The 12793-nt window shown below is 40.7% G+C and carries 14 protein-coding genes; 1 reads left to right on the forward strand and 13 read right to left on the reverse strand.

Annotated elements, in window-relative coordinates; all coding sequences use genetic code 11:
* Nucleotides 1–56: 56 nt before the first annotated feature.
* From NMM19_RS00955 to miaA, 9 genes are all read right to left on the reverse strand, one after another.
* Nucleotides 57–602 carry an SMI1/KNR4 family protein gene (locus NMM19_RS00955; RefSeq protein ID WP_178895277.1) on the reverse strand — a complete coding sequence of 182 codons (546 nt, stop codon included), beginning with the start codon at nucleotides 600–602 and terminating at the stop codon, nucleotides 57–59.
* Between the two features lie 14 nt (nucleotides 603–616).
* Entirely contained in the window at nucleotides 617–2365 is a 1749-nt protein-coding gene (locus NMM19_RS00960) for a glycoside hydrolase family 13 protein (protein WP_178895278.1), read from the reverse strand.
* A 231-nt stretch (nucleotides 2366–2596) separates the two neighbouring features.
* Nucleotides 2597–2791 carry a helix-turn-helix transcriptional regulator gene (locus tag NMM19_RS00965; protein ID WP_006150191.1) on the reverse strand — a complete coding sequence of 65 codons (195 nt, stop codon included), beginning with the start codon at nucleotides 2789–2791 and terminating at the stop codon, nucleotides 2597–2599.
* 6 nt (nucleotides 2792–2797) lie between these two features.
* Entirely contained in the window at nucleotides 2798–3127 is a 330-nt protein-coding gene (locus NMM19_RS00970) for a hypothetical protein (RefSeq protein ID WP_006152229.1), read from the reverse strand.
* A gap of 388 nt (nucleotides 3128–3515) precedes the next feature.
* The gene (locus tag NMM19_RS00975; protein WP_178895279.1) at nucleotides 3516–4271 is read right to left on the reverse strand and encodes an SDR family oxidoreductase; all 756 of its coding nucleotides are present in this window, start codon (nucleotides 4269–4271) and stop codon (nucleotides 3516–3518) included.
* A 20-nt stretch (nucleotides 4272–4291) separates the two neighbouring features.
* Nucleotides 4292–5221: a ribonuclease Z gene (gene rnz, locus NMM19_RS00980; protein WP_178895280.1), complete on the reverse strand. Its 930-nt coding sequence runs from the start codon at nucleotides 5219–5221 to the stop codon at nucleotides 4292–4294.
* A 14-nt stretch (nucleotides 5222–5235) separates the two neighbouring features.
* A complete protein-coding gene (locus NMM19_RS00985) occupies nucleotides 5236–5859 on the reverse strand; it encodes a cystathionine beta-lyase (protein WP_178895281.1) in 624 nt (207 codons plus the stop codon).
* Nucleotides 5852–7090, reverse strand: coding sequence for a GTPase HflX (gene hflX, locus NMM19_RS00990; RefSeq protein WP_178895282.1), 1239 nt, complete (start codon nucleotides 7088–7090; stop codon nucleotides 5852–5854). The genes NMM19_RS00985 and hflX overlap by 8 nt, the downstream gene beginning before the upstream one ends.
* The gene (gene miaA / locus NMM19_RS00995) at nucleotides 7083–7967 is read right to left on the reverse strand and encodes a tRNA (adenosine(37)-N6)-dimethylallyltransferase MiaA (RefSeq protein ID WP_178895283.1); all 885 of its coding nucleotides are present in this window, start codon (nucleotides 7965–7967) and stop codon (nucleotides 7083–7085) included. The genes hflX and miaA overlap by 8 nt, the downstream gene beginning before the upstream one ends.
* 122 nt (nucleotides 7968–8089) lie before the next feature.
* On the opposite strand from miaA, the gene NMM19_RS01000 reads away from it, so the two are divergent.
* Nucleotides 8090–8260, forward strand: coding sequence for a DUF3042 family protein (locus NMM19_RS01000; protein WP_001051780.1), 171 nt, complete (start codon nucleotides 8090–8092; stop codon nucleotides 8258–8260).
* 177 nt (nucleotides 8261–8437) lie between these two features.
* On the opposite strand, the gene NMM19_RS01005 is transcribed toward NMM19_RS01000, so the two are convergent.
* The 4 genes from NMM19_RS01005 to pabB all read right to left on the reverse strand — a co-directional run bounded on the left by NMM19_RS01005 (nucleotide 8438) and on the right by pabB (nucleotide 12726).
* A complete protein-coding gene (locus NMM19_RS01005) occupies nucleotides 8438–9277 on the reverse strand; it encodes a thymidylate synthase (RefSeq protein ID WP_178895284.1) in 840 nt (279 codons plus the stop codon).
* A gap of 101 nt (nucleotides 9278–9378) precedes the next feature.
* Nucleotides 9379–10338 (reverse strand): ROK family glucokinase, encoded by a 960-nt coding sequence (locus NMM19_RS01010; protein WP_178895285.1) that lies wholly within the window; start codon nucleotides 10336–10338, stop codon nucleotides 9379–9381.
* A gap of 48 nt (nucleotides 10339–10386) precedes the next feature.
* The gene (locus tag NMM19_RS01015; RefSeq protein WP_178895286.1) at nucleotides 10387–11004 is read right to left on the reverse strand and encodes an alpha/beta fold hydrolase; all 618 of its coding nucleotides are present in this window, start codon (nucleotides 11002–11004) and stop codon (nucleotides 10387–10389) included.
* Nucleotides 11005–12726: an aminodeoxychorismate synthase component I gene (gene pabB, locus NMM19_RS01020; protein ID WP_178895287.1), complete on the reverse strand. Its 1722-nt coding sequence runs from the start codon at nucleotides 12724–12726 to the stop codon at nucleotides 11005–11007.
* Nucleotides 12727–12793: the final 67 nt, after the last annotated feature.

Raw genomic sequence — 12793 nt, forward strand, 5'->3', positions numbered from 1 at the left:
ACTTATAGAAACAGCTGTTACTGAAAAACTATTCTGAATTTACCTTCGATTACTGATTATCCTTCTTTTAACATCTTGACCATCTCATTTTTACGCTCTTCTAGCTCGGCAATTTGATGGAGTAAAAGTTCTGAAAAATCACATTCAAGCTCTTCCGATTCGCCACTATTATACCAATCTAGAGCTACAATATGATTGTCCTTATCAAAGCAAAAAACCACATCTCCATCCCCGATGATAGACAGAAATGGAATATAATCCACAAAACCCAGAGCGTGTAATTCCTTGGTTTTAAGACGAATGTCTAAGAAATCTGGGATGCCATTTGCAATTCCCAAGACTTTAATACCTCGACAGAAGGTCCAAAATGGTGCTACATCGTAAGCCTTGGCTCTTGGCCATAGCTCTTCTCTAACTTCCATAAAGAGACCTCCCAGAGATGACATGGTGAATTCCCTGAAATCTTCTGGCAGACGAATGCCGTATTGATTTTCAAAATCCTGAACATCTTCTTCCGATGGTTCATTGCCCATGCAGGCGACAACCTGATAAGTTTCCTTATCATAGTGACGAAAATACTCATAAACTTCCTTGAGTGCCATTATTTTAATCCTTTTTACTCAGAAATAGTAACTACAAATCCATCTGGTAAGATGACTTGCTGACCATCTTCAAACTGGCAATGACTCGCTAAGTCAACTGAATCTCTGTCTAAGATAAAATTCTCAGAAGAGTGATTAAAGATTGCCTGAACTTCTTTTCCTTGGTAGTTCCAGCTCAAGGCAAGAACATCTGGTTCCACTTCTTCCAAGCGATAATTTCCATGCTGAATCATACTTGCCGATTCCTTACGAATCTTGATTAATTTCTTCATAAAATTCAGCATGTCATTGTCTTCAGATACACGGTCCCAAGGCATGACACGACGGCAATCAGGGTCTGGTCCACCAATTAGTGCCAACTCTGTTCCATAATAGATACAAGGGGTCCCTTTTTGAAGATAGAGGAAAGTCAGGGCAGCCTTGACATGCTGGATATTTCCTTTGGCAGTTGTAAGGATTCGCTCTGTATCATGAGAATCTAAAAGGTTAAACATCACCTCTGAGATTTGTTGCTTGTAGTACATAGACTGGCTGTTGATTTCTGAAATAAACTGCTCTGTCTTTTTACGCTGACGCAAGAAATAATCCTTGATACTTTCAGAGAGTGGGTAGTTCATAACTGCATGGAACTCATCCCCTTGTAGCCAAGGTTGTGAGGTATGCCAGATCTCACCTAAGATATACAAATCAGGCTTTTTAGCGAGAACTGCCTTTCTGAAATCTCTCCAGAACTGATGGTCAATTTCATTAGCAACGTCCAAGCGCCAAGCATCGATATCAAAATTTTCAATCCAGTAAGTTGCAACACTGAGAAGATAGTCCCTAACCTCCGGATTAGCTGTATTCAACTTAGGCATGTAACTAGCAAAGGCAAAGGTATGATAAGGGAGTTCTCTCGCTTTCTTAAGCTTATCTTCTGTAATTGGAAATTCTTGGATATGGAACCAATCTTTATAAGGAGAATTTTCTCCGTTTTTTAAGACATCCTGCCATTGGGCTGACTGGTAGCCGATATGATTAAACACCGCATCAAGCATGACCTTAATGCCCCGTTTATGGGCTTCCTCGACTAGATTACGAAAGACTTCCTTGTCTCCAAAGTGACGGTCAATTTCAAAATAATCCGTTGTATCATACTTGTGATTGGTTGTAGCTTCAAAAATCGGACATAGGTAAAGTCCAGTGATTCCCAAATCTTTAAGATAGTCTAAATGATCAATAATCCCTTGTAAATCTCCACCAAAAAAATCATCCCTATTAGGTGCAATGCCAGCATCCCACTCTCGAGCTCCATCAGGAGTCAATTTAGGATTCCCATTGGCAAAGCGTTCTGGAAAAATCTGGTACCAAACGGTATTTGAAACCCAGTCAGGAACCTGACATCCGTCGATTTCGTGAATATAAGGAAGCTTAAAGCCATTTCCTTCCGCATCCAAGTTTTCTTGAGTATGTTCTACGCAACCCTTATCACCGTAAAAAACACCCTGACCTTCCTCATCAAGGAGCTCAAAGAGATACTGAATCCGTGCAAAGTCAACCGATACCGTAACCTGCCAATAGTCAAATAGGGCATCTGAGGTTACTTTGGTCATTTCTTTCTTGGCTTCATACTTATCCTCAATGAAAATAAAGGGATCTCCATAGTGTAAGATAACCTTCTGGACATCATTTTTCTTTGTTCTAATTCGGATATGTAGCCGACCTTCTTTGTAAAGATAAGCATACTCTGATTCTGGTCTATGATAAATGGCTGTTAATTCCATGTCTTGTCTCCTAAAATTAATGAAAAGCAAACGTTTTCATAATTGCTAGTTCTAGTATACTATTTTAGCTGTTTATTTGCAATTTTTATACTAGTTTTACGATAGGTATACTGATGGACAAGGGTAAAATTGAGTAGACTCTTTTTAAGCTTTAAAAAGAGAGTTTCCATGAACTGGAAAACTCTCTATCATTACGAATCAGATGATTAGAATAAATGCTATCTGATATCTTTAATCTTCTAAAATGAAAATTTCTTCAACATGTAGTCGTAGCAATCTTGCAATTTTCATTGCTAGTTCAAGTGTAGGATTGTACTTGTCATTCTCTATAGCAATTATGGTTTGTCGACTAACGCCTAATATTCTTGCCATATCTTCCTGACGTAGTCCTTCAGACTTTCTTAACTGTTTGATATTATTTTTCATACAGCATTAGTCTTTCTGAAAACAATAAATGCCAATCGCCAAAACTACGATAAGGATAACAATAATCAAAAATATTCCTTGAACAAGTTTATTAGGTTCTTTGAAATCTTCATCACCGTCAATCATTTTCTGTTTTATGGCAGTTTGTGCAAATCCTTGAACAGAAATAGATAAACATAAAATCAGACATGGTAACATTTCAAGTTCAATGCCTTTTGTAATAGATTGATAAATATTAAATACTGTCCATCCACATAAGCCAAATAGAGCAGTTTTATAACCCCATTCCTCAGAACGTAGCTGAATCGCTCTGTCCATTTCATCCATTTTTCTCATGGTCCTGTTCCTCCAATCTGTTAAAACAATGTTAAGAGCCCTTTACATTTTTTATTATACTCCAAATAGATAAAATGTCAAGATGTTTTAACATTTTTTATTTTCTTCATCTATTCTAAGAATATTCCTAACTCCAATTTACAGTCTAATCAATCTGAAAAAGGTCAAGTTCTTTTAATCCTATTTTATCTTGACTTCATAAGCTTCGGCTATAGATATACTTTCAGTTATGTTAGACTCGAAGTTTATCCTCTCTTTTCTGCTTTCTTATCACTATTATACCTTAAAGTGGCTAAATCGTTATAAACTGTCTGTTTTTCATGTGGTATTTTTCTACAAATTAGCAACCGAAAAAAATAAAAAGCCATTCCTCAAGGGAACAACTTTCTCACTTATAATTAAAAGTTTCCCCAGCCAACTTATCTGCTAACTTAGGAAAGAGGGTATAAAACTTATGGGCTAGATTCAGCAAGGCTGGGAGATTGAGCTCGCGTTTGTTTTTGCCTATGGTCTTAACAATTTTTTTAGCTACTGCATCTGGCTCGAGTAGGAAGCGATTGACCGATTTGAGGTAGGTCCCATCTGGGTCTGCCTGATCAAAAAATCCTGTACGGATAGGTCCTGGATTAACAGTCGTCACATAGACACCATAGGGCATGAGCTCAAGGCGAAGAGCATTTGAAAAACCAATGGCCGCAAACTTGGTCGCAGAATATAGACTTGACCTAGCAGTCGCAATCAATCCTGCCATGCTGACGATATTGATGATATGACCTTTTCGAATCTCCTTCATACGAGAAGCAACCAAACGAGACAGATTCATCAAAGCAAAGGTGTTAACCTCAAACATTTGATGAATATCTTGATTAGAAATCTTGTCAAAATCCTCAAAAATCCCGTAGCCAGCGTTGTTAATCAAAACATCAATCTTACCATAACGCTGATAGAGTTCAGTAACTAGTTCTTCTAAGGCTTGAGCGTCGGTAATATCAATTTCAATCAATTCTGCCTGAGGACGATTTCCGTATAGTTGAGCTAATTTTTCCTTATTTCTACCTAGCAAAATGAGTTGGTCTTGAGGTAAGAGTTTGACCATTTCTTGGGCTAGACCCCCGCTAGCACCTGTAATGAGAATAGTAGACATACTTTTCCTTTCTCAATCTTCTAGATTTCCACTTCTTCCAAATCTTTAACTACATGGACATTTTCAAAAATTGTTGCCGCATCTTTTTTTAGCTGGCTGATATCTTTTGAAAGAAAACGGGCGCTGATATGGTTGAGTAAGAGTCGTTTGGCTCCTGCTTCTGTTGCAACCTGCGCAGCTTGCATATTGGTTGAGTGACCATGATTGCGGGCGATTTTCTCATCACCCTTGCCATAAGTCGACTCATGGACAAGAACATCTGCATTGACACCAAGACGCACACTGGCATCTGTTTTTCGAGTATCTCCCAAAATGGTAATAATCTTACCTGGACGTGGCGCTGAGATATAGTCTGAAGCCTTGATTTCTCTTCCGTCCTCTAGGACTACATCCTGACCGTTTTTGATTTTCCCAAAAAGTGGGCCAAATGGGACACCTGCCGCCTTGAGTTTTTCAGCATCCAAGGTTCCTTCTAGGTCCTTTTGCATGACACGATAGCCCACGCAGAAAATAGTGTGATCCAACTCTTCCGCATAAACTGTAAATTTAGCGGTTTCAAGAATTTTCCCTAGAGAATCTTGGTTGAACTCATGGAAATGAATCTTATAGGGCAGGCGTGAACCTGACACTCGTAGACTGGTCAAGACAAAAGATTTGATGCCTTGGGGACCATAGATTTCCAAATCTGTCTGCTCTTCATTGGCCTGAAAAGCGCGGCTAGAAAGGAATCCTGGCAAACCAAAGATATGATCTCCATGCAAGTGTGTGATAAAGATTTTGCTGACCTTGCGTGGTCGAATCGTGGTTTCCAGAATGCGATTTTGCGTACCTTCTCCACAGTCAAAGAGCCAGACTTCGTTAATCTCGTCCAAGAGTTTCAGGGCGAGACTTGAAACGTTGCGGGCTTTAGAGGGCTGGCCAGCCCCCGTTCCTAAAAATTGAATATCCATTCGATACTTTCTAATTAATCAATATATAACATGGCAGTGCGGTTTTCCGATTGGAAATAGCGCTTGCCAGAAAAAGCAACAGCTTCTTGCAATAAATCCTCTTGGCTGTAGCCTTTTAGACGTTTGCGACCATCAGCCAAACTTTCCAAATCAGTCAAAGCTGTAAGATTTTCCACGCTAACAACTTCCTCGTCCCCGACAGCCTTCATGTAGATCTTGCCAGACTCCTCAAAGACTAGTTGATGGGGGAAAATTTGCGCAATCTCAAAGAGCAAGTCTTCTGAAATAACCTCTTTATTTTCAGAGAAAATTCTACCCAGACCCTCACTCTCATAACAAAAACCAAAGGATTTGCCAGACAGATTAAGCCGAATAAAAGGCTTACTTTCTAAGGTGAAACTTGGTTCAACATTGTAAAGATTCAATTCTTGACTGAGTTCTGCAAAATAATCCGTCGCAGCCTCAGGACTCTTTTTCTGGTAGAGTTCAGCAAAGTAGGCGTTAACTACACTCGGCGGAGGTGTGATCAGTGCCAACTGCTCCTGCTCTGTCTTTCCAGCTAGAAGCTGATCTAGATAGACCTTGTCTAGACTTGTATAGCCCCCATATTTTAGAGCCAAAGTTTTGATATCAGTCATAAAATTCCTCTAACCTCCATTTGTTTTTTTCAGAAATGTAGCCTGTAATCACTTCGCCGTCCTCCTGATAATCACGTTCTTCCAAAATCGCAACACTTTCTAAATCATGAATCTTGTAGGATTTTGAAAAAGGCACGCGCAAGGTAAAAGATTCAAAAATATCCTTGATTTTCTCTAAAAATAGTGCCTGAAAATTCTCACGACTATCCTCAGACTTGGCAGAAATAAGGGCATAAGGCGTTTGGGTCGGCGTAAAATCCTCCACCAAATCCGCTTTATTATACAGGGTCAGGCGAGGAATATCCTCCATGTCCAAGTCTTTCATGATGGAAAGAACTGTTTTTTCATGCTCTTCGTGGTAAGGATTGCTGGCATCGATAACATGAACCAGAAGGTCCACATGCTTGCTTTCTTCTAAGGTTGACTTGAAACTGGACACCAACTCTGTCGGCAAATCTTGGATAAAGCCAACGGTATCTGTCAAAGTTACTTGGAGATTGCCTCCCAGATGGATACTCTTAGTCGTCGCATCTAAAGTCGCAAAGAGCTCGTCTGCTTCATACTGGGTCTTACTGGTCAAGGTGTTCATGATGGTTGATTTTCCAGCATTGGTGTAACCAATCAAACCAATCTTAAAGGTACTTGACTCCAAACGTTTTTCTCGAACTGTCGCTCGGTTTTTCTCAACCACCTTGAGTTGACGTTCGATATCTGTAATCTGGTTGCGAACACTACGACGGTTCAGCTCCAGCTGACTTTCACCTGGACCACGGGAACCAATTCCCCCTGCCTGACGGCTGAGCATAATCCCCTGACCAACCAAACGAGGCAAGAGATACTTGAGTTGTGCAAGATGAACTTGTAGCTTACCTTCATGGCTTCGAGCTCGCATGGCAAAGATATCTAAAATCAACTGCATACGGTCAATGACCTTGACACCTAAGACTTCCTCTAAATTGACATTTTGTCGAGGTGTCAGACGGTTATTGACGATGACAGTCGTGATTTCTTCTGCGTCCACCATTTGAGCAATTTCTTCCAACTTACCAGAACCGACAAAGGTCTTAGAGTCGTATTTTTCTCGTTTTTGTCTGTAGCTATCTACCACAACTGCTCCAGCTGTCTTAGCTAGACTAGCCAACTCTTCCATGGAGAGGTCAAAATTATCCATGCCCTGGAGCTCAACACCAATGAGCAGGACTCGTTCCTCTTTTTTCTCCGTTTCAATCATTTAAAAACTCCTCAATCTGGCTTAAAATACGCTCTTTAACACCCGATTCTCCTATCTGATAAAAAGTCACCTGCATGCGGTTACGGAACCAGGTCAACTGGCGCTTGGCAAATCGGCGAGTCGCTTGCTTGAGACTATCGCTAGCCTCCTCCAATCTCTGCTCTCCACGAAAATAGGGGAAGAGTTCCTTGTAACCAATTCCTTTAGCAGCCTGCACATCTGGATAATGGTCAAACAACCACTTGGCTTCGTCTAGAAGTCCAGCTTCAAACATCAGGTCCACTCTGTGATTGATACGCTCATAAAGCTGACTACGCTCATCATCCAAGCAAATAATCAGCGGATCATATAAACTTTCTTGATTTTCCAAATCTTGACCAAAATGGGCAATTTCCAAGGCACGCATGGCACGACGACGATTAAATTGGGGAATTTCAAGGCCTGCTTGATCTAGGAGCTGGGCTAACTCCTCATCTGAAAAAGGCTCTAGACTAGCACGATAAGCTAAAATGTCCTCATGTGGTGTCTCCCCACCTAAATGATATCCTTCTAGCAGACTCTGGATATAAAGACCTGTCCCACCTGCAATAATAGCAAGCTTACCTCGACTTTGAATATTCTCGATGGCTACTTTAGCTTCTGAAACAAAATCAAAAGCCGAGTAAGACTCGGTTACATCTCTCACATCAATCAAATGATGAGGGACAGTTGCCTGCTCCTCCGGACTAGCCTTGGCAGTCCCAATATCTAGGCCTCGGTAGACTTGTTGGCTATCCCCACTGACTACTTCACCATTGAATCGCTGAGCAACTTCAATGGCTAGGGCAGTCTTTCCAACTGCAGTTGGACCAACAATCACAATTATTTTGCTTTTCATCGTTTTTCCTTGAAAAATTCCCATTTTTTCGTTACTATTATTATATCACAAAATAGACAGGCAGAAAAATGCTATATCTTAAGCTATTTCCGTCTGATTTATAAATAAAAGGAGGAAGACTCATGGCTAAAGGATTTGCTAAAGGTCTCGTAACAGGTGTTGCAGGAACTGTTGCTGCTGTTGCAGGTGCAGTATACGCATTCAAAAAGAAAGTGATTGAACCAGAAGAACAAAAAGCAGCTTTCATCGAAGAAAATCGTAAAAAAGCAGCTCGCCGTCGCGTATCACGCTAATTAATAAAAAAGAAGTTGGAATTTCCAACTTCTTTTTTTCTATTCTTTTATACTCAATGAAAATTAAAGAGCAAACTAGAAAGCTAGCCGTAGATTGTAGATATGACTGACGAAGTCAGTTACATATATCTACGGTAAGGCGACGCTGACGTGGTTTGAAGAGATTTTCGAAGAGTATTAAATAGCTAGGTCAAACTTCAACTGCGGTTTCACTGGATCATAGTCAACCAACTCAAAATCTTCTGCTTTAATATCAAAGAAGTTGGTCTTGTCTGGTACATTCAAGACCAAACGTGGTTGGCAATTTGAAGGTTCACGACGGAGCAATTCCTGAGCTTGTTCAAATTGATTGTCATAGATATGAAGGTTATTGATAAAATAGAAGAATTTTCCAACTTTCCAACCAAAGTGTTTGGCAATCATCATTTGAAGAGCCACATACTGCATGGCATTGATGTGATGAGCAACCAGCATATCGTTAGAACGCTGAGTCAAGGTTGCATCCAGGTAAATTTCCCCATCTACACGACGTACATCAAACATGGTCTGGAAGGCACAAGGAAGAAGGCCATCAGTCTCCTCAAAAGCTTGGTAATCCCAGAGAGAGATGATATTGCGACGGTTCCAAGGATTAGCTTCCAACTGCTTGAGGATTTTATTGATGATGTCGTGCTTTTTAACAACAGCCCCGTAACGCTCACCGATTGTCCCTGTATCTCCAACTTCCCAGTCATTCCAGTAATGAACATTGTACTTGTCATTGAGAACTTCTAGGCTATTGGACTGGTCTTGGTAGATCCAAAGTAGTTCTTTGATAGCTGATTTGATAGCAATTGGACGCAAGGTCGTGATTGGAAATTCACCCTTAGACAAATCATACTCCGCAAAAGCACCTGTAATGTACTTGGAGTTAGCTACTGTTCCATCCTTATACTTGGGACGAGCTTGTTCTGAAAAGACTCCTTCATTGAGAATTCGCTCAATATTTTCTTTAAAAATCGTATCTGCTTTTGTCATTTACTCTCACCTCAACGTTTATTCTTAACTAGTATAGCATAAAAAAAGAAAGGAGGAAAATCACTCGCTTCAAGATAGTGATTTTCTCCTTCTTTTGCTTCTTATTGCAAGACAAGAGATGCTGCCCCAATCACTCCAGCGTCATTTCCTAGAGTCGCAAGAGCCAATTTCGTTGTTGTGCGAACTTGCGGGAAGGTATTTTCGTCATAGACCTTTTGCACACCTTGTAGAAGGAAGTCTCCGGCAGCTGATACACCACCACCGATAACGATCGTTGATGGATTTAGGATAGAGCCGATGTTGGCACATGCAATACCCAAGTAACGTGAGAAGTTACGGTAAACGATCAAGGCAAGATCGTCCCCTTCTTTTGCCAAGTCAAAGACAGTTTTAGCTGTTACTTCTTCACCGTCGTCAATCAAGCGTTTTAAGGCTGCATCGCCTTCATATTCATCCGCGTAACGACGAGTCAAGTTGACAATACCTGTTGCTGAAGCCACTGTCTCAAGACAGCCTTTTTTACCACAGGTACATGCGATTGGTTGGTCAAAGTCAACAGTGATGTGACCAAGCTCACCAGCAGCACCAGCAACACCGTGCAGCAATTTGCCTTCTGCCACGATACCGCCACCAACACCTGTACCCAGAGTCATAAAGACAACGTCTGGTTGGTTTTCACCAGCACCCATCCAACGCTCACCAAGAGCAGCTACGTTAGCGTCATTGTCGATAAAGAATGGAATACCCAAGGCTTTTTCCATCTTTTCTTTGATTGGTTGAAGAGTTTTCCAGTTGAGGTTGTAGGCTCCGATAACAGTTCCGTTTTCACGGTCAACCACACCAGGTGAACCCATACCAATCCCTTGGAAATCCGTAGCTGACAATCCAAGCAAGTTCAAACGATGTTGAATTGATTCAATCATATCGTCTACGATATGGCTCCCTTCATCCAAAATGTTAGTCTTAATAGACCATTTTTCTTGGATTTCTCCTTCTTGAGTTAAAATTGCAAACTTGACAGAAGTTCCACCAAGGTCAATTCCAATAATCTTTTGACTCATCTTTTTCTCCTTTATGATAATATCAACTTCCATATTATTTTATCAAACTTATTTCAGCAATTCAAGAAAACTTCTAGTTATTTCTGCAAACTCTTTTGGTTTGGCCCTATTCAGAACATGAGGTCCATCAAGAATAATCTGAATCTGAGAATTTGGAATCAGTTGTTGCAGACCTTTCATAGACTTTAGATTAGGCTTATCCTGACTACCACAGATTAACAAAGTTGGATATGAACAATTCTTTGCAATCTCTCTTAAATCAAGTGTTTTTAATTCTTCAGATACTCCAACTAAAAGCGATTTGTCTGCTCCCTGCTTCTCAAATATCCTTTTTGGGAGTAGTTTAAATATCAGAGATTGAATATAAAAAGGGATGTTTCCCGCTAATTTCAATGGACAACCTGATAAAACCAAGGCCTGAAGATTTGGCAGATCGTAACTTGACAATTCTAATGCAAGTGCAGCCCCTAAAGACAAACCGACTAGGACAAAAGGTTCTGTCTCCTCTGATAAGTGCTGATAAATGCATTCTTTGGCTTCTTGATAAGTCCCAACTCCAGTAGGAAATAACTCTATGGCTTCAGAAGGATAATCTGCCAGCAAATCCTGAACTTCTTTCCAACTATCTGCTGACTGTCCTAAACCGTGTAAAAATATGAGTTTCATTTAGTGCTCCTTTACTGACAACTCATACAAGCCCCTAACTGCATTACAGCCATAGATGGCTTCTGCTTGTGCCAAATCTTCTATTGTCAAGACCTTCTCTTCTACCTGCCTGCTTTCAAGTAAATGCTGGCGATAAATCCCTGGTAACAGGCCAAGAGTACTAGGTGGGGTATAGAGCTTGCCATCCATTTTTAAGACCAGATTCCCAATAGAGGTTTCAAGCAATTTTCCATCAGCAGTGTGATAGATGATTTCCTGCTCTCCCACTGTCAAATGTGGTCGGTGTGTGGTTTTAAAGTAGGTAAAGGGTTGTTGCAAATCAGCCTCCTGTAGACATAGTTTTGCCTGACAGAAGTTAGAACTAAGTGGTGTTAATACTTGTCGTTCGATTTCAACCTCTCCGGATTTGCTAAGACTGAGTCGCAAACGATAGTCTTGGTGGAGGTCACAAGACTGGCACTCCTTCTCTATCTCTTGTATCAAACTATCTTCATCAAATGGAAAGGCAAAATAACGACTAGCCTTTTGCAGTCTTTCTACATGTTGCTTTTCAAAGAGCAATTTTTTCTGACTGATTTTCCCTGTCGTAATCAGCTGAAAACGAGGCTGTTTTCGGTAAAGAACCGCTGCTTTTTGCTGGACTTCGCGGTATTCTGACTCCCAAGTGCTATCCCATGTAATGCCTCCACCGACTCCATAGATGGCTTTCTCTCGATGCAGTTGAATAGTTCGAATAGCCACATTGAAAATCCGTCGTCCATTTGGAAGCAAGAGACCAACAGTACCACAGTAGACTCCTCTTGCTTGCGGCTCCAAGTTCTTGATAATTTCCATAGTCGCTATTTTGGGAGCTCCTGTGATGGAGCCACATGGAAATAGAGAACGGAAAATTTCAACTAGGTCAACATCTGGTCGTAACTGACTCTTGATAGTTGAAGTCATCTGCCACACTGTAGAATACTGCTCCACTTGGCATAAACGCTCCACATACTCACTACCAACCTCAGAAATACGATTCATGTCATTTCGCAAGAGGTCCACTATCATCATGTTTTCTGAACGATTTTTGGGATCTTGTTCCAACCAAGCTGCCTCTTTCAAATCTTCAGCATCAGTCAGAGCACGTTTAGTCGTCCCCTTCATAGGACGAGTCATCAATTCACGACCATTTTGTTCAAAAAAGAGTTCTGGACTCATGGAAATCACTGCCATGTCGTCATGTTCAACATAAGCATTGTAACCTGCTTCCTGCTCTACCACCATACGATTGTAGATAGCAAAAGGATTATCACTTAAATGCTGTTTAAGTTGAACCGTATAATTAACCTGATAAGTATCGCCTTGTCTTAAATGATGATGAATCTGGTCAATAGCCTTTTCATAGTCCTCTGCAGAAGTGACTTCCTGCCAGTTTGACGGCAAATCTACGTCCTCATAAGTCAGAGGTATACTTGATTTTTCTACACTTTCATGAACGGTGAAATAGAGGAGATACTCTCCTAACAAGGGACCTGAGTGTACTACTAATTTTTTCTCAAAAGCAGGTGCAGCCTCGTAGCTGACATAACCAACTACATAATAGCCATTCTCTTGGTAGCTTTCCACCTGTGCTAGCAAGTCTGCTACTTCTGCTAAATCTCTCGTTTTTAACTCTTTGATAGGCTTAATAAAGGTGTATCGCTCGCCCAAAGCCCTAAAATCAATCACTGTTTTTCTATGCATATCCTAAGTATACCATAAAAGCCAGACCCCAAACAGGAGATCTGGCTTTTTTAACTAATATGGTTGA

Source organism: Streptococcus sp. CF8_St5-17, assembly GCF_024295665.1.
GTDB lineage: Bacteria > Bacillota > Bacilli > Lactobacillales > Streptococcaceae > Streptococcus.

Excerpts from the sequence above, each read along its gene's own strand:
- NMM19_RS00975 (WP_178895279.1), bottom strand. The coding sequence starts at position 4,271 with ATGTCTACTATTCTCATTACAGGTGCTAGCGGGGGTCTAGCCCAAGAA.
- NMM19_RS00985 (WP_178895281.1), bottom strand. The coding sequence starts at position 5,859 with ATGACTGATATCAAAACTTTGGCTCTAAAATATGGGGGCTATACAAGT.
- hflX (WP_178895282.1), bottom strand. The coding sequence starts at position 7,090 with ATGATTGAAACGGAGAAAAAAGAGGAACGAGTCCTGCTCATTGGTGTT.
- miaA (WP_178895283.1), bottom strand. The coding sequence starts at position 7,967 with ATGAAAAGCAAAATAATTGTGATTGTTGGTCCAACTGCAGTTGGAAAG.
- rnz (WP_178895280.1), bottom strand. The coding sequence starts at position 5,221 with ATGGATATTCAATTTTTAGGAACGGGGGCTGGCCAGCCCTCTAAAGCC.
- NMM19_RS00955 (WP_178895277.1), bottom strand. The coding sequence starts at position 602 with ATGGCACTCAAGGAAGTTTATGAGTATTTTCGTCACTATGATAAGGAA.
- pabB (WP_178895287.1), bottom strand. The coding sequence starts at position 12,726 with ATGCATAGAAAAACAGTGATTGATTTTAGGGCTTTGGGCGAGCGATAC.
- NMM19_RS00965 (WP_006150191.1), bottom strand. The coding sequence starts at position 2,791 with ATGAAAAATAATATCAAACAGTTAAGAAAGTCTGAAGGACTACGTCAG.
- NMM19_RS01000 (WP_001051780.1), top strand. The coding sequence starts at position 8,090 with ATGGCTAAAGGATTTGCTAAAGGTCTCGTAACAGGTGTTGCAGGAACT.
- NMM19_RS00970 (WP_006152229.1), bottom strand. The coding sequence starts at position 3,127 with ATGAGAAAAATGGATGAAATGGACAGAGCGATTCAGCTACGTTCTGAG.
- NMM19_RS01010 (WP_178895285.1), bottom strand. The coding sequence starts at position 10,338 with ATGAGTCAAAAGATTATTGGAATTGACCTTGGTGGAACTTCTGTCAAG.
- NMM19_RS01015 (WP_178895286.1), bottom strand. The coding sequence starts at position 11,004 with ATGAAACTCATATTTTTACACGGTTTAGGACAGTCAGCAGATAGTTGG.
- NMM19_RS00960 (WP_178895278.1), bottom strand. The coding sequence starts at position 2,365 with ATGGAATTAACAGCCATTTATCATAGACCAGAATCAGAGTATGCTTAT.
- NMM19_RS01005 (WP_178895284.1), bottom strand. The coding sequence starts at position 9,277 with ATGACAAAAGCAGATACGATTTTTAAAGAAAATATTGAGCGAATTCTC.